We start from the raw sequence: 15,709 nt of genomic DNA on the forward strand, positions 1-15,709 counted from the left end.
GCATTGACGCTCTTTTTCGTCAATCCAATACTGGGTTCATCGCGGGAACACTGGACGTTCCCACATCCCCTGAACGTTGGAGAAGACGATGTCCGAAGTGTCATTCAAAACTCATGGCGAATTGATCCGCAGCCGTCAGGCCGGTCACGGCATGCCCGGCGAGCTGTTCGGGCGTCAGGACGTGTTCGAGACGGACATCGAAGTCTTCTTTCACAAGCACTGGATTCTCGTCGGCGTGACGGCGGATGTTCCCGAACCGGGCGATGTGTCCGTCGTCGATATCGGCAAGGCGTCGATCATGATCGTGCGGGACGACGATGAAAACGTCCGCACCTACCGCAACGTCTGCCGGCATCGGGGCGCGCGTCTGAAGGAGGCGGGGAAGTCGACGGTCGGCATGCTGGTCTGTCCTTACCATCAATGGACCTACGACCTCGACGGCAGCCTGCGCCACGCCTCGCACATGGGCAAGGATTTCGATGCCACCTGCCGCAGCCTGATCCCGGTGCATACGAAGATTGTCGGCACGCATATTTTCGTGTGCCTCGCCTCGGAGCCGCCCGAAGATATCGCGATACTCGAAGAAACGATGGTGCCGCGTTTCGCTCCGTTTGACCTGCGGAATACGAAGATCGCTTTCGAGCAGGAGATCATCGAAGAAGGCAACTGGAAACTCGTGATGGAAAACAACCGCGAGTGTTATCACTGCGCGGCCACGCATCCCGAACTGACGGCTTCATTTCTTCCTGAAGACTTCGGCTTTTGCCCGGACAATCTGAACGAAGAGTCACTGCGCGCGCTGGACGAATATAAGGCGCGCAATGCGGCGTGTCAGGCAAGCTGGGAACGCGACGGATTCATCAGCGCCGCTTTCGAGCGGCTCGACGAGGACGCCGTCACCCAGTTCAGAACGCAGCAACTGGTCATTGCGGGCAACGGCGAATCGCAAACGCTCAACACGAAAGTGGCGAGCACCCGGCTGCTGGGCAATCTGCAGCGCCGCGATCTCGGCGATATGCACCTCTGGACGCACAACTCATGGACGCATGTGATGAGCGACCATGCCGTGATCAGCTACATCATTCCGCTGGCGCCGGACAGGACGCTGGTGCGGTCGAAATGGCTCGTCCATGCCGATGCGGTGGAAGGCGTCGATTACAAGGTATCGGACCTGACCGAAGTCTGGATCGCAACCAATACGCAGGACAAGCACCTCGTCGAAATCACACACGAAGGCACGCAGGACCCGGCCTACACGCCGGGCATGTTCTCGCCGTTCACCGAAACCTACGTCGACCAGTTCTCGCGCTGGTATGCAGCGCGTTTGAGCGCGCACGGCATCTGAGCGAGGTCACCGTCATGAATTCTGTCGAAAGGGTATTCGACCCGGCGCCCGATGCAGCGGACCGGTTCACTGATGCGAATACGTGGGAGTCCGGCGGCAGGCTCTGGCCGGGCAACGAGCGGCAGGTGCTGACGTGCTGCCGCGTGGTGGACGAAACGCATGATGTGAAGAGCTTCGAGTTCCGTGCAGGCGATGGCTTGCCGGTGCGCTTCGAGCCGGGGCAATTCCTGACGGTGTCGGCGGATGTGAAAGGGCAAGCCGTCGAGCGCTGCTACACGATCTCGTCGCCGCCGACGCGTCCGTGGCTGCTGTCCATCACGGTCAAGCGGGTGCCGGGCGGTGTCATGTCGAACTGGCTTCACGACAACATGAAGCCGGGAAACACGTTGCAGGCGTACGGGCCTTCCGGCACCTTTACGCCGACGGGCACTCGCGTGGCGAAGTCGCTGTATCTGTCCGCGGGCTCGGGCGTGACGCCGTTGATGTCGATGACGCGCGCCAGTATCGATCTTGGCCTCGACCGCGATATCGCATTCGTGCACAGCGCGAGAACGCCCGCCGATATCGTGTTTCGCGACGAACTGCGCAGGCTCGCGAAGCTGTCGCCGCGTCTTCGACTGTTCTTCGTTTGTGAAGGTGTGGGCGATGAACTCGACTGGACGGCGCCGACAGGCAGGCTCAGTCTCGCGCTGCTTGCGAAGTGGCTTCCCGATTACACCGAGCGCGAGGTGTTCACGTGCGGCCCGGCAGGCTATATGGGCGCGGTGAGGGAGATGCTTCGCGAAGGCGGTCACGACCCGGCTCGCTACCATCAGGAAAGTTTCGACATCGCGTCTGATGTTGCTGTGCAAGCGCCGGCGCTGTGTTCGTCGGAGCGCGCCGTGAGCCAGGAAACGTACACCGTCAAGCTGTCGCGCTCGGCGAGGTCGTTCACGATGGCTGCGACGGAAACGGTCCTCGCCGCCGCGAAAAAGGCTGGCGTGGCGATTCCATCGTCGTGCAGCCAGGGCGTATGCGGAACCTGCAAGACGAAGCTGCTTGAAGGTTCGGTCGAGATGCAACACAACGGCGGAATTCGTGACAGGGAAGTCGTCAAAGGCTTCAGGCTCCTGTGCTGCAGCCGTCCGACGTCCGATCTGGTGCTGGAGCTTTGACATTCGTCTGGAGCGAGCGCATGGCTGAATGCGAACCCATCGACGTTCTCGTCGATTCGACGGGAACGGATAACACGCTGTCCGATGTCAGGGCATACCGCCTGGCGCGCGTGCAAGCGCAGTTAAAAAAGGCCAACTGTCCCGCGATACTGCTCTATGACCCGGTAAATATCCGCTATGCGACGGATACGTCGAACATGCAGATATGGACGGGACGCAACCCGTCGCGGTATGTGATGGTATTCGCCGATGGCCGCGTCACCGGTTGGGAGTTTCATAGCTGCGAGCATGTGTGGAAAGGGCTGAGCCTGAACGTCGAGTTGCGTCCTGCGATCAGCTGGACGTTCTTCAACGCGGGGCACGACGCTGAACGCCGCGCGAAGACATGGAGTGCGGAAATCGTCGACGTGTTGAGCAGGCATGCGCCGAACGAAATGCGTCTTGCGGTCGACCGGCTCGATCCATTCGGTGCGGCATGCCTTGCCGAAACCGGCATGACGCTGCTGGACGGGCAAGCGATGATGGAACTGGCGCGGAGCATCAAGTCGCCGGATGAGTGCGTGCTCATGCGCGAATCGATCCGTGCGTGCGAGAAGGGCATCGAGCGCATGCATCGCGAGCTTCGGCCGGGCATCACCGAGCAGGATCTATGGGCGCATCTTCACTACGAAAATATCCGCCACGGCGGCGAGTGGATCGAAACGCGCCTTCTGTCTTCGGGGGACCGGACCAATCCGTGGATGCAGGAATGCTCGGCGCGCGTTCTGCGGCCTGGCGAATTGCTGGCATTCGACACCGACATGGTCGGGCCGAATGGCTACTGTGCGGATATCTCCCGGACGTGGACGGTCGGGCATACCCGACCGACCGACGAGCAGCGCAAGCTCTATGAAACGGCGTATGCGCAGGTTCATTTCAACATGGGTTTGCTGCGTGCGGGGATGACATTCCGTGAGTTCTCGGAGAAAGCATGGAGGATCCCCGATGCGTATCTGAAGAACCGGTATAGCTGCATTGCGCATGGTATCGGCATGGTGGATGAATATCCGTCCATTGCGCATCAGGTCGATTGGGCAAGCAGTGGGTACGACGGCCAGTTCGAAGCGGGCATGACGCTCTGTGTCGAGAGTTATATCGGCGCGGATCGCGGCAGCGAGGGCGTGAAGCTCGAACAGCAGGTCTTGCTCACGGAGCACGGTTGCGAGCCGCTCACGTCATGCGGGTTCGAAACGGGCTGGCTGTGAGGCTGCGCTTCGCGTCAGTTTGACTCAGTTTGACTCAATGCGCGCAGCGCCCGCTGTCTTCCCGCCGCGCTAGCCGCCGCCGATTCCCTGCAGCACCTTGCCCGTCCCGTTGCAAACGCTGCAGCGTTGTCCTTCTACGCTCCCTGTGCCGTGGCAGGCGCTACAGGTGTCTTCGCCGACGCCAGGGGCGTCGGGTGGCCCTTCGTCGCCGGGTTTGAGGGGTGTGTCATCGGGTTGCATGTCGGGCTCCATTGAGTTTGGCGAGTTCGGCTATAGGTGACGGTGCGCAAGTGGTATTCCCGCGCCGCGTTTCTCCGCAGCGAGTCGACTTCACATTGCCGCGTCGCCGCCGAAGTGGCGCCGCACCGTCCGCGCGGCAGGTCGTGCCAACCCTCGCAGCGGCAAGCGGCATTCCCGGGTCGAAAAGGCTGGAACGCCGCATGCACGGTGAGGGATGCCACATGTCCCAATGGAGCGAATCATGTCGACGTCGAACCCGAAGCACGAGCCTGGCCGCAAGTTCATCGATGTACAGAAGGCGCTGAAGGGCGAGTCCTATCCGGCGCGCAAAGAGGTGCTGCTGAAAACCGCGAAGGAAAACGACGCCGACGAGGACGTGATGGAGGCGCTCGCCGCCTTGCCGGACGAGGATTACGAAAGTCCGGCCGCCGTTTCCAAAGCGGTAGGCAACGAAGAGTGAGCGTTTTTTCGCAGCATGGAGTACGAAGCTGGCGCGGCTTTCACTCACCGCGCCGTACGTTTCTTTGTTATTGCGATACGCCCTTCTTCACGGCGAGGTCCTGCGCCATCTGATAGTGCTTCTTGATGGTCGGCAGCGCGTCTTGCGCGGCCTTCTTCAACTTCGCATCCTGTCCGTCGGAAATCTCCTTTTCGAACGCAGCGACAGCCTGCTTGTGGCCCTCCACGCCGACCTTCGATATATACGCCTCGTCGAAGGCCTTACCCTTGAGCCCTCTCAGCGGGCCGAGCACGGTCGTGTCCGAATTGTTCATGGGGATGGTCACGCCATGCGGGGCGGCCATTTTCAACTGCACGGACAGCTTCGTGTGGTCGAGCATCATGTGACGCGCGAACGATTTCACATCCTTGTCTTCCGAATTGGCGGTGGCGAGTTTGGCCGCATCGATCTCCGTCGATGACGACATCGACGCCGCCTGCACGAAGTCCTTGTCGGCCTGGGCCAACGGATTGGCGGCAGTCGTCGACGCGGCTTCCGTCTGCGCGACGGCGAGCGGCGCGAAGGCGAGGGTGCTCGTCAGCACGATCGCGCCAATGGCGATATGTTTAAGGTTCGTGTGCCTATGCTTCATGCGTATCCTCCCGGGATTCACGTGGATGTCACGCATGAGGTGCAATCGCTGTGCCGCCTGAGCTTGTTTGCATTTGCCCCCGTGGAGTGGTCAATCGTGAGGAGCTGGACATGAGCAATGAACAGAGAACGGTCGACATGAAACTCGAAGTCGTCGTCATTCCCGTGGCGGACGTCGATCGCGCGAAGCAGTTTTACACGCAGTTGGGTTGGAGACTCGACGTCGATCTCGCGAAAGACGATCAGTTCCGGGTCGTGCACTTCACGCCTCCGGGTTCGCAGTGTTCGGTCCTGTTCGGGAAAGGTGTCACGACGGAAGCACCCGGCTCGGTGCAGGGGCTGCATCTCATCGTGTCGGACGTGGTGGCCGCGCACGCGGAGCTTGTGGAGCGGGGCGTCGAGGTGAGCGAGGTCTTTCACGACGTCGGCGGCGTATTCCATCATGCTGGTGAAGAAGGACGTTTGAGCGGCCCGCATCCATCGCGCGCTACCTATGGTTCGTTCGCGTCGTTCAGCGACCCCGACGGGAACGGCTGGGTTTTCCAGGAAGTGACGACACGGCTACCCGGCCGCGTAGAGGCTGGCGACACGACCTTCGGTTCGTCGAAGGAACTTGCGGGCGCGCTGCGTCGCGCTGCCGCCGCGCACGGCGAACACGAAAAAAAGACCGGTCAGCATGATGAAAACTGGGCCGACTGGTACGCCGAATTCATGGTTCGGGAGCAGGCTGGCTAGCAAGCAGTTGGCGGCTTTAGCGCCCGCGTTATGAGGGTCCGGCGACATTCGTCGTATCGTATCGCACTGTGATTATCATAGTTATATCCTTGCGGCGATTGATCGGCGCGGGGGATTGCGTGCGGCGCTCCAGGCTGTTTTTGTGCTGGCAGTCGTGTTGTGGTGTTCTTGGGGCTTTGCGCTGGCATCCGCGTTTTGTTATTGGTGCTTCAAGCGTTGCCCCTGTGCGGGGCGGCACCTACTTTTCTTTGCCGCCGCAAAGAAAAGTAGGCAAAAGAAAGCGGCTCACACCGCTAGCCCGTGTTCTTGTCCACGGGCCCCCAACGTCCCCGTGCTTTACACGGTAGCAATCTTGTTCGCGTGCGTTGCCAACGCTTTGAGTGAAGGCATCACCCGCTTCAGGCACCCGTACAACGGCAGACGGCAGCGAATGGTATGTGCCGCCCAGGTGGCAAACGGTGTGCAGGTTGTCGCACCGCACAGGGTAGTGCTCTTATCAGAAACGCCAACCTTGCTACCAGTCCGGAGTGATGCGCCTATGGTGCGAAAGCCTACACACAGTTTGCCACCTGGGCGGCACACACCATTCGGTGCCGCTTGCCCAAGCATGGGTATTCGAAGTGGGTGAGGCGTTCATTTGAAGCGTTGGCAACGGGCAGCACCGGGGCACCACTGTGTGAAGCACGGGGACGTCGGGGGCCCGTGGATAAGAACACGTGCTGGCGGTGTGAGCCGCTTTCTTTTGCCTACTTTTCTTTGCGGCGGCAAAGAAAAGTAGGTGCCGCCCCGCACAGGGGCAACGCTAGCGAACCAATAACATCAAGCGGATGCCAGCGCAAAACCCCAGAACAACCAAACCGCTTGCGCAGCAAACACCGCCCCTCAAGACCCCTTCTCCATCTTGACGATGGTCAACGCACCATTAACGTTTTCGATCCGCACCTTGACCTTGTCACCCTCGTGCACCTGCTTGACCATCGCAGCGTCCTTCGCCTTGAACGCCATGGTCATCGGCGGCATGCCGACATTTTCCAGCGCGCCGTGCTTCAACGTCACCATGCCAGTCTCCGGGTCCACCTTCCTGACCTCCGCATCGGTGAGCGCCGTCTTCGGCGACATCTTCGAACCCGAAGGCGCAGACATATTCATGCCCGCCATCTCATCACCAGCAAACGCCGGAACGGCAAAAACACCTGCAAGCGCAGCAGAAACAACAATCAGTTTTTTCATCGGATTTCTCCAGTTTCAGTAGAAGGCACGTTCGTGCCAGAAGGGACTGCATCGAGGAACCGCTCATGGCCCACATGTCTCGCGCGACGGCGCTGCAACAGATACCAGGCCGCGGGAATAACGAACATCGACAGAAGCGGCGCGGTGACCATGCCGCCCACCATCGGCGCGGCAATGCGCTGCATCACCTCCGACCCGGCGCCATGTCCGATCATGATCGGGATGAGACCCGCAAGCACCACCGCGACCGTCATGGCCTTCGGCCGGACACGCAGCACCGCACCCTCGCGAATCGCATCGAGTAGCAAAGCCTCGGTGAACGGTTCGCCATCTTCGAGCCGGCGGTTAAGCGCGCCTTTCAGGTACAGCAGCATCACGACACCGAATTCGGCCGCGACGCCCGCGAGCGCGATGAAGCCAACCGACGTCGCGACGGATACCGCATGCCCCAGCACCCAGATCAGCCAGAAGCCGCCCACCAGCGCAAACGGCACCGTCGACATCAACAGCAACGCATCGGCCGCCGAGTTGAACGTGAGGAACAGCAGCACGAAGATGACGACGAGCGTCACCGGAATCACCGTGCGCAACTTCGCCGCCGCGCGCTCCAGGTACTCGAACTGACCTGACCACGCAATCGAGTACCCCGGCGGCAACGCAACCTTCTCCGCGACGGCGCGCTGCATCGCCTTCACGGCCGACTGCAAGTCCGTATTGCGAATGTCGACGTAGACGAAACCGGAAAGCCGCGCGTTTTCACTGCGAATCGACGGCGGCCCGTCGACAATGGCGATATGCGCAACATCGCCGAGCTGGATCTGCGCGCCCCGGTCCGTGACGACGGGCAGTTGCCGCAACTTCTCGAGCGAGTCCCGGACCTCGCGCGGATAGCGGATGTTGATCGGGTAGCGCTCGCGGCCAGCAATCACCTCGCCGACGTTCTCACCGCCCACCGCCGACGAGACGACCGACTGCACGTCCGCCACCGAAAGCCCATAGCGTGCCGCCGCGAGCCGGTCGATATCGACGTCGATGTAACGGCCGCCATTCAGCCGCTCGGCGAGCGCCGAGGTGACGCCCGGCACATCCTTCACCGCTGCTTCGACCTGTGATGCAATCCTGTCGATTTGCGTCAGGTCCGGGCCCGAAATCTTGACGCCGACGGGCGTCTTGATGCCCGTCGACAGCATGTCGATCCGGTTGCGGATAGGCGGAACCCACACATTCGACAGACCCGGCACCTTCACCGTCCGGTCCAGTTCATCGACCAGCTTTTCCGGCGTCATGCCGGGTCGCCATTCGCTGCGGGGCTTGAACTGGATCGTCGTCTCGAACATCTCCAGACCCGGCGCGGGGTCAGTGGCGGTGTCGGCACGTCCCGATTTGCCGAACACGGTCGCCACCTCCGGCACGGTCTTGATGAGCCGGTCGGTCTGTTGCAGCAGTTCACTCGCTTTCTCGGTCGAAATGCTCGGCAGTGCCGTCGGCATGTACAGCAGGTCGCCTTCGTCGAGTGGCGGCAGGAACTCTCCGCCAAGACGCGACACCGGCACGATGGTCGCAGCCAGTGCGATTACGGCGACGCCGATCGCAAGCCATGGGTGTCGAAGCGTGGCTTCGAGCAGCGGTCTGTACAGGCGAATCAGTACGCGGTTGATAGGGTTGGCGTTTTCGTGCGGAATGCGGCCCCGGATGAGATAGCCCATCAGCACAGGCACGAGCGTCACGGACAAACCTGCTGCGGCTGCAATCGTGTACGTCTTCGTGTATGCCAGCGGCGAGACGAGCTTGCCTTCCTGTCCTTCGAGCGAAAACACAGGAATAAAGGACAGCGTGATGATGAGCAGCGAGAAGAACAGCGCGGGCCCGACCTCGGCGGCAGACGTCGCAATCAGTTCCCAGCGTTGCGCGGCGGTTATCGGCGTGCCCGGATGCGCGTGCTCGAACGCCTCAAGATGCTTGTGCGCGTTCTCTATCATCACGATGGCCGCGTCGATCATCGCGCCGATGGCAATCGCAATGCCGCCGAGCGACATCAGGTTCGCATTGATGCCCTGATAGCGCATCACGATGAAGGCCGCCAGCACACCGAGCGGCAGCGACAGGATGGCGACGAACGCACTGCGCAGATGAAACAGGAAGACCGCGCAAACCAGCGCGACGACGATGAACTCCTCGATGAGCTTGTCCTTGAGGTTGTCCACCGCGCGATCGATGAGTTGCGAGCGGTCGTAGGTCGTGACGACCTCGACGCCAGGCGGCAGCGAGCGCTTCAGGTCAGCAAGCTTTGCTTTCACCGCCTCGATGGTCGTCAGCGCGTTCTTGCCCGAACGCATGACGATGACGCCTCCCGCTACCTCTCCCTGACCGTTCAGTTCCGCGATACCGCGGCGCGTCTCGGGCCCAATCTGGACGCGCGCCACATCGCCGAGCAGTACGGGCGTACCGGCATCGTTCGTGCGCAGCACGACATGGCGAAAGTCATCCGGTGAATGCAGATAGCCGGAAGAACGCACCACATATTCGGACTCGGCGAGTTCGACGACGGAGCCGCCTGACTCCTGGTTGGCCTTGCCCAGCGCGTCGGCCACCATCGTCTGCGTGATGCCGTATGCGCGCAGCTTGTCAGGGTCGAGCACCACCTGGTACTGGCGCACCATGCCGCCTATCGACGCCGCTTCGGACACGTCCGGCACCGACTTCAGTTCGAACTTCAGGAACCAGTCGTTCAGTGCACGCAGTTGCCCGAGGTCATGCCGCGCGGTCCGGTCGACGAGGGCGTACTCGTACACCCAGCCCACGCCCGTCGCATCCGGGCCGAGCGAGACGGTCGCCCCAGGCGGCAGACGACTTTGCACCTGGTTCAGGTACTCGAGCACGCGCGAGCGAGCCCAATACGGGTCGGTCTTGTCGTCGAACAGCACGTAGACGAACGCATCGCCGAACGCCGAATAGGCGCGGATGGCTTTTGCGCCCGGCACGCCGAGCAACGTCGTGGTGAGCGGATAGGTCACCTGGTCCTCGATGACCTGCGGCGCCTTGCCCGGGTACGAAGCCTTGATGATGACCTGCGTGTCAGACAGGTCGGGCAGTGCATCGAGTGGGGTCTGGGTGACCGAATAGATGCCCCACGCCGTCACGAGCACGGTGGCGAGGAGAACCAGGAAGCGGTTGTGAATGGACCAGCGAATGAGGCGCGCAATCATTGGGCACCTCCGGCGGGTTCGACCTTCTGCAACTGGTAGCCATCACCGGACTGGCTGAAGACGAAATGCACCGTCTGGCCTGCCTTCACATCCGGAAACGCGGTGGGCGCCGGCTTGCTGAACGACATCGTCATTGCCGGCCAGTTCAGGGCCGGTATCGGCTGATGCGAGAACGTGATGTCTTGCGGCGTGACCTTTTCGACCTTGCCGGTAGTCTCGTACGTTTGTGGCGCCGCCGCTGAAGCCGATGCCGGCGTTGCAACGCCCGGACTCGCGCCTGCGCCACCTTCCAGCCGTGGCAGGACCGATTTCAGGCTGGCTTCCGAATCGATCAGGAACTGGCCGGAGGCGACGACCTGCTCGCCGTCGCTCAATCCGCTCAGCACCTCGGTTTCGCTGCCGACGTCGTTGCCAACCGTCACCGTCACGGGCTGCAGCCGGCCACCCCTGTTTCTCGCGATGACGACAGAGCGCTTGCCCGTCGTGATGACTGCCTCGGACGGGACGAGCAGACGCGACACGGTCTTCTGTCCATCGACGCGCACACGCATCAACATGCCGGGCGTGAGCTTCAGCGCGGTGTTGTCGATTTCGAGGCGTGCCTGCAGCGTGCGGCTACTGGCGCTGATGCCCGGCAGGATTTCGCGGATCTGCCCGTTGAAGTGTTGCGCCGGGTCGCCGGAGAACGTCGCATCGACGCGCATGCCGGGTTGAACGCTCAACGCAAGCGACTCGGGAATTTCGACGATGAGCCAGAGCTTCGAGAGGCCGGCGACCTTGGCCAGCGTCTGGCCCGGCGTAACCTGTGCCCCGTCTCGCACGTTCAGTTCGCTCACGACGCCCGTTTCCGGCGACGACAGAACGACATGTGTCTGAACCTTTCCAGTCCGGTCGAGGGCCGCGATCACGCCGTCTGGAATCGACAGCGCACGCATCCGTGCGCGCGACGCTTCCAGCAGGCCCACGTCCATGCCGCTGCGCCTGAGCGACAGATATTCTTCCTGTGGCGCGAGCCAGTCGGGTACGAACAGCGACGCTATCGGCGCTCCCTTGCGTATTCGCTGCATGGGCGCATTGGCGTACAAATGGTCGATGTAGCCCGTGACCCGTGACTGCACGACGTCCGCCTGGGACTCGTCGAACTGGGTGGTGCCGACGGCATCGAAGCCTTCCGACGTCTGCTGGCGGCGAACGGTTGCGTAGCGGATGCCCAGATTCTGCTGGAGGCCCGGGTCGATGTGGATGCCCGTCGAGCCGCCTCCTTCGTCCGCGTAGACGGGCTCCAGCTGCATCTCCATGAAGGGAGACTTGCCCGGCTTGTCGAAGTGCTGGGCGGGGACCATCGGGTCGTGCCAATACAGTACCTTGCGACCTGTCTTCGGATCGACGTTGGCGCTGGACGTCGCGGTGCCGACAGCGCTCGCTCCCTCCGACGCCGGACGACGCGTGCCGGCAACATAGCCTGCAGCGAGCAGGGCCACCGCGGCGAACACCATCAGGGCCGCGCGTGCCAGTTGTTTCTTGTGCATGTTGTTCTCCTTTACTGACCCACGGACATCGACGCCGGCACGACCTGGTATTCGAGCTGTGCCCAGGTTTGCGACACATCGCGTTGCAGGTCCAGCACCTGAAGCTCGGCCTCGAGTTGCGCACGCCGGGCAGCAAAGGTGTCGGCGAGCGAGCCGGTGCCTGCCCGGTATGCGGCAGCCGCAAGTTGCACGCGCTGGCCGGCTGCCGGAAGCAGGGAGTTGGAGAGACTGGTAATGCGTTCGCGACCGCTGGCGAGGGTCGCGGACTCTGTGCGGATATCCGCTTCCACCTGACGTTGCGCGTCTTCGTACATCAGCCGCGCCCTGGTGGCGAGTTCCGCCTTCTCGCTCGCATCCCGGTCCTGGCGATTCTTGCGATTGATGGGCAGCGGAATGCTGACGCCGACCGACACCATGTTCGAATACGCGCCACCGCGTTGCTGGTAGGCGACTTCCCACGTCCAGTTGGGGCTGCGGTTACTGTTTGCGACGGCGGTATCGGCATCGGCGACCGCAATGTCCCGCGAGGCCGCGACGAGCACGGGCTGCACCTCGCGCAGTTCTTCCGGCGGCAGCGACGACACATAGGATTGCGGCGCGGGCGGCTCGCCCGTCACGTCCGAAACGGGTGTCGCCGTCCAGCGCGACAGGCCGATGAGCGCGGTCTGCAATGTCTGCTGCGCCTTGAGCAACTGGTCCTGGGTCTGCGCGAGCATCGCCTGGGCCTGGGTGACATCGGCGGCCGTCGCTTTCGCTCCACGATAAGACGCTTTCGTCGCGTCCAGTTCGTGGGTCATATGCTCGACGAGCTGACGTTGCAGCGAGACGCCCTTCTTCGCGTAGACCGCGCCGAGCCACGCTATGGCCGTTTGTTGGCGGGTGTTCGCGAGCTGGCCCAGGTAGCCGGCCCGTTCGCGGTCCACCAGGTCGTTCGCCAGTTCGGAGCGGAGCCGGCGCTTGTCGCCCGACACCCATTCCTGCTCGATGCCGATACGGCGCATCGTCATGAAGTCCTGGCCGATGGTGTATTTCTGCGGCCCGGTGACCGGCAGATTATCGACACCGGCCTTGAGTGTCGGGTCGGGCAACTGACCGGCGCGGACGGCCGCTTCCGAACTCGCGCGCACGGAGGCCTGTGCCGCCCCCATCGCGGCGGAGCGATCCGTCGCAGCCTGAAGCGCGGCATCGAGTGTGACGGGTGTTTCCTGAGCGTACGCGCTGACGCTCGTGAGAAGCAGCGCGGCAAAAAGTGAACGCGCGCGCGGTGGTGCACGCCGGCATGACGGCGTGACTTTGGTCGAAGGCATGGTCTAACCCCAACGGCGGACTCCCATAGGGAATCCACGTCCTGGACGCAGGACGACATCGCCACTAATGCGGCGAACCTGTCAGCAAGGGATCAGATGGCGCGAGGAGGTCGCCAGAGGCCGCCCGGTTCACGGACGATGAGCGACTGCGCGTAGTGGAAAACGACGGGGCTGGACAGTCCCGCAGGGCGGGAGACTTCGATGCGCGAGGCCGGGTGGTACAGGCTGCCAAGCTGGCATTGCGCCGTTGCCTTGCAGAAGAATCCTTTGGCTTTTTCCGGCTGAGACGATTGCGTCATCTCGCAGCCGGGCATGTCCGACGACATGGCGCTGCCTTCGTCGGAACCCATGCTCATCTGCATCGGACATTCACCCGTCAAGCCGCTCGCTGCCAGCCCACTGATGGGCAGCACCGCGCAAAGCAAGAGGAGGAGCAAGGTCCGGAGAAATTTCATGGCTGGGATTATAGCCGAGGCTGCGCCGGAAAATGCGTACGCTGCACGACTGTATGACCGCTCTCGCGGATACAGGCGCTAGCATGGGCGTTACCGCGAATGCGCTTCCGCTGCTCCCGTGTCATACATGGCGTACGCCGATATCCGGGCCGCCCTGACGCGGACATCGGCGAAAAAACAAAAGCATCACGAGCCTGGGTTCAAGCCATCCAGCTCACATGCGCACTCACCACGCGCCAGCCTTCGGGCGTCTTCACCCAGGTCTGACTTTGCCTGCCGACACGCGCCTCGCTATCGCGCCGAAACTCGATATTCGCGACGGCGAACGCATCGCCATAAGTGGTCACGACACGCGCCGTCACCGTACGCTCGAGTCCCTTACCAGGCCGCGCAGCGCGAAACGCACGGATCGCGTCATACCCGTACAGGTTTTCCGTCGCGCCATACCGCAACGTATGCGGCGAGTCGAAGAACAGCGCATCGAGCACGGCAACGTCGTTGGTGACGAGCGCCTGCTCATAAGCATCGAATGCCGCATTGACTTCGGCGAGTACATCCGGTCGATTGATCTCGATCATCATTGCGCTCCCGCATCGAACGAAGGCAGCGAACAGTACGCGACCTCCGCAGCTTCCAGACGCCGCGCCGCTTCGAACGCAAGCTCTTCACGCCAGGGCGGCGCGATCAGTTGAACGCCGATCGGCAAACCACCGCGCGTACGCATCGGCGCTACGACGACAGGCAGACCGAGACAGGAAACCGGCTGCGTCAACAACCCGAGATTAGGCCGCACAGCGAGCCGCTCGCCATTCACGTCCATGAACTCATCGCCGATGTGCGGCGCCACGACGGGCGTAGCCGGTGCAATCAGCACATCGTATTGCGAGAACAGTTCCAGCACGCGACGCCGCAATGCAGCGCGCACACGCTGCGCCTGCACGATCCACGCAGCGGGTAGCAACGCACCCGCAATCAGCCGGTCGCGCGACAAGGGCTCACGTTCGTCATAGCGCGCATGCAGATTCGCCATATGCAGTTGACCGCCCTCGGCCGCCGTGATCAGAAACGCCGCGCCGCGCGCCGCATCGGCATCGGGATATTCAACCGTATGCGTCGCCGACAACGCCTCAGCGGCAACGTGCGAGGCTTCGCGCGCATCGTCATTCGCATGTTCATCGAAATAGCCGCCGAGCCGCGCCACGCGCAACACACCCGGCCGCGCATTCGCGGATTCGAAGCCACGCTGCGCGCAGGCGGGATCGAACGGATCGGTGCATTGCAACGCGTCGTAGACGGCAGCGAGATCGTCCACGCTACGCGCGAACGCACCCATATGATCGAGGCTCGCGACGAACGGCCAGGTGCCGTGCCGCGACAGGCGTCCATAAGTCGGCTTCACGCCGAACACGCCGCACAGCGAAGCCGGCACGCGCACGGAGCCGTTGGTATCGGTGCCGAGCGTGATCGGCACGAAGCCCGCTGCGACGGCCGCCGCGCTCCCGCCCGACGACCCGCCCGCCGTACGCGTCACATCGTGCGGATTGCGGCACGGTCCTGCGTGATGGTTTTCGGTCGTGAAGCCGTACGCGAACTCGTCCATGTTGAGCGCGCCGACCATGATCGCGCCTTGATCGCAAAGGCGTTTTACGAGCGTCGCGTCAGTGGTGGCGGGCGGCGCGTCGGCCAGTACGCGCGAGCCGGCGATCGTCGTGACGCCCGCTATGTCGAACAGATTCTTCGCCGCAAACGGAACGCCCGCGAGCGGCGGCAACGTCTGACCGCTCGCGCGGCGCGCATCGAGCGCATCGGCTTCGGCGAGCGCGCGTTCGCGCGTGACGGCGGTGAACGCATTGATCTGCGCGTCGTGTGTGTCGATCCGTGCGAGCGTCGCCTCGATCAACTCACGGGCGTTGAACTCGCCTTCGGCATACGCGCGCGCGATGGACAACGCACTGCCGGAAACACTGCTGGATGTCGTCATGGGCGATACACCGTCGCGGGTTCGTCGTTTGTGTCGACGGGATACGCCAGCACGGGCGCGGCAAGCTGCGCGACGCGCGCGAATTGCGCTTTCACGCGCGCGGCGGCTTCAGCGGGAAGCGCTGGGAAGTGCAGGGCGAGTGCGGCATCGACGTAATCGTCTAGCGTGGTATCGAGAGAAGTTGGCATGGTTG

General features: G+C 62.7%; 15 protein-coding genes. 5 read left to right on the forward strand and 10 right to left on the reverse strand.

Annotated elements, in window-relative coordinates; translation table 11 throughout:
• Window positions 1–88: 88 nt before the first annotated feature.
• From PPGU16_RS31320 to PPGU16_RS31330, 3 genes are read left to right on the forward strand one after another with little or no spacing between them, the layout of a single operon-like run.
• A complete protein-coding gene (locus PPGU16_RS31320) occupies window positions 89–1,345 on the forward strand; it encodes an aromatic ring-hydroxylating oxygenase subunit alpha (protein WP_180726604.1) in 1,257 nt (418 codons plus the stop codon).
• Window positions 1,346–1,359: 14 nt separating this feature from the next.
• A complete protein-coding gene (locus PPGU16_RS31325) occupies window positions 1,360–2,499 on the forward strand; it encodes an FAD-binding oxidoreductase (RefSeq protein WP_180726605.1) in 1,140 nt (379 codons plus the stop codon).
• Window positions 2,500–2,519: 20 nt separating this feature from the next.
• A complete protein-coding gene (locus tag PPGU16_RS31330; RefSeq protein ID WP_180726606.1) occupies window positions 2,520–3,743 on the forward strand; it encodes a M24 family metallopeptidase in 1,224 nt (407 codons plus the stop codon).
• A gap of 69 nt (window positions 3,744–3,812) precedes the next feature.
• Here PPGU16_RS31330 and PPGU16_RS31335 read toward each other — a convergent pair whose 3' ends face one another.
• Window positions 3,813–3,983, reverse strand: a complete 171-nt coding sequence (locus PPGU16_RS31335; RefSeq protein WP_180726607.1) for a hypothetical protein — start codon at window positions 3,981–3,983, stop codon at window positions 3,813–3,815.
• 241 nt (window positions 3,984–4,224) lie between these two features.
• On the opposite strand from PPGU16_RS31335, the gene PPGU16_RS31340 reads away from it, so the two are divergent.
• A complete protein-coding gene (locus PPGU16_RS31340) occupies window positions 4,225–4,443 on the forward strand; it encodes a DUF2795 domain-containing protein (RefSeq protein WP_180726608.1) in 219 nt (72 codons plus the stop codon).
• A 67-nt stretch (window positions 4,444–4,510) separates the two neighbouring features.
• Here the strand turns inward: PPGU16_RS31340 and PPGU16_RS31345 are convergent, their stop codons facing one another.
• Window positions 4,511–5,074: a DUF4142 domain-containing protein gene (locus PPGU16_RS31345; protein WP_180726609.1), complete on the reverse strand. Its 564-nt coding sequence runs from the start codon at window positions 5,072–5,074 to the stop codon at window positions 4,511–4,513.
• A 110-nt stretch (window positions 5,075–5,184) separates the two neighbouring features.
• On the opposite strand from PPGU16_RS31345, the gene PPGU16_RS31350 reads away from it, so the two are divergent.
• A complete protein-coding gene (locus PPGU16_RS31350; RefSeq protein WP_180726610.1) occupies window positions 5,185–5,808 on the forward strand; it encodes a VOC family protein in 624 nt (207 codons plus the stop codon).
• 882 nt (window positions 5,809–6,690) lie between these two features.
• On the opposite strand, the gene PPGU16_RS31355 is transcribed toward PPGU16_RS31350, so the two are convergent.
• The 8 genes from PPGU16_RS31355 to PPGU16_RS31390 all read right to left on the reverse strand — a co-directional run bounded on the left by PPGU16_RS31355 (window position 6,691) and on the right by PPGU16_RS31390 (window position 15,704).
• The gene (locus PPGU16_RS31355; protein ID WP_180726611.1) at window positions 6,691–7,038 is read right to left on the reverse strand and encodes a copper-binding protein; all 348 of its coding nucleotides are present in this window, start codon (window positions 7,036–7,038) and stop codon (window positions 6,691–6,693) included.
• The gene (locus PPGU16_RS31360) at window positions 7,035–10,244 is read right to left on the reverse strand and encodes an efflux RND transporter permease subunit (protein WP_180726612.1); all 3,210 of its coding nucleotides are present in this window, start codon (window positions 10,242–10,244) and stop codon (window positions 7,035–7,037) included. The genes PPGU16_RS31355 and PPGU16_RS31360 overlap by 4 nt, the downstream gene beginning before the upstream one ends.
• Window positions 10,241–11,773, reverse strand: a complete 1,533-nt coding sequence (locus PPGU16_RS31365) for an efflux RND transporter periplasmic adaptor subunit (RefSeq protein ID WP_180726613.1) — start codon at window positions 11,771–11,773, stop codon at window positions 10,241–10,243. Before PPGU16_RS31365 ends, PPGU16_RS31360 begins: the two co-directional genes overlap by 4 nt.
• An 11-nt stretch (window positions 11,774–11,784) precedes the next feature.
• The gene (locus PPGU16_RS31370; protein WP_180726614.1) at window positions 11,785–13,080 is read right to left on the reverse strand and encodes a TolC family protein; all 1,296 of its coding nucleotides are present in this window, start codon (window positions 13,078–13,080) and stop codon (window positions 11,785–11,787) included.
• Between the two features lie 92 nt (window positions 13,081–13,172).
• A complete protein-coding gene (locus tag PPGU16_RS31375) occupies window positions 13,173–13,535 on the reverse strand; it encodes a hypothetical protein (protein WP_180726615.1) in 363 nt (120 codons plus the stop codon).
• A gap of 200 nt (window positions 13,536–13,735) precedes the next feature.
• Entirely contained in the window at window positions 13,736–14,113 is a 378-nt protein-coding gene (hpxZ, locus tag PPGU16_RS31380; protein ID WP_180727123.1) for an oxalurate catabolism protein HpxZ, read from the reverse strand.
• Window positions 14,113–15,516: an AtzE family amidohydrolase gene (locus tag PPGU16_RS31385; RefSeq protein WP_180726616.1), complete on the reverse strand. Its 1,404-nt coding sequence runs from the start codon at window positions 15,514–15,516 to the stop codon at window positions 14,113–14,115. The genes hpxZ and PPGU16_RS31385 overlap by 1 nt, the downstream gene beginning before the upstream one ends.
• The gene (locus tag PPGU16_RS31390) at window positions 15,513–15,704 is read right to left on the reverse strand and encodes a DUF4089 domain-containing protein (RefSeq protein WP_180726617.1); all 192 of its coding nucleotides are present in this window, start codon (window positions 15,702–15,704) and stop codon (window positions 15,513–15,515) included. The genes PPGU16_RS31385 and PPGU16_RS31390 overlap by 4 nt, the downstream gene beginning before the upstream one ends.
• Window positions 15,705–15,709 lie beyond the last annotated feature (5 nt).

Source organism: Paraburkholderia largidicola (assembly GCF_013426895.1).
GTDB lineage: Bacteria > Pseudomonadota > Gammaproteobacteria > Burkholderiales > Burkholderiaceae > Paraburkholderia > Paraburkholderia largidicola.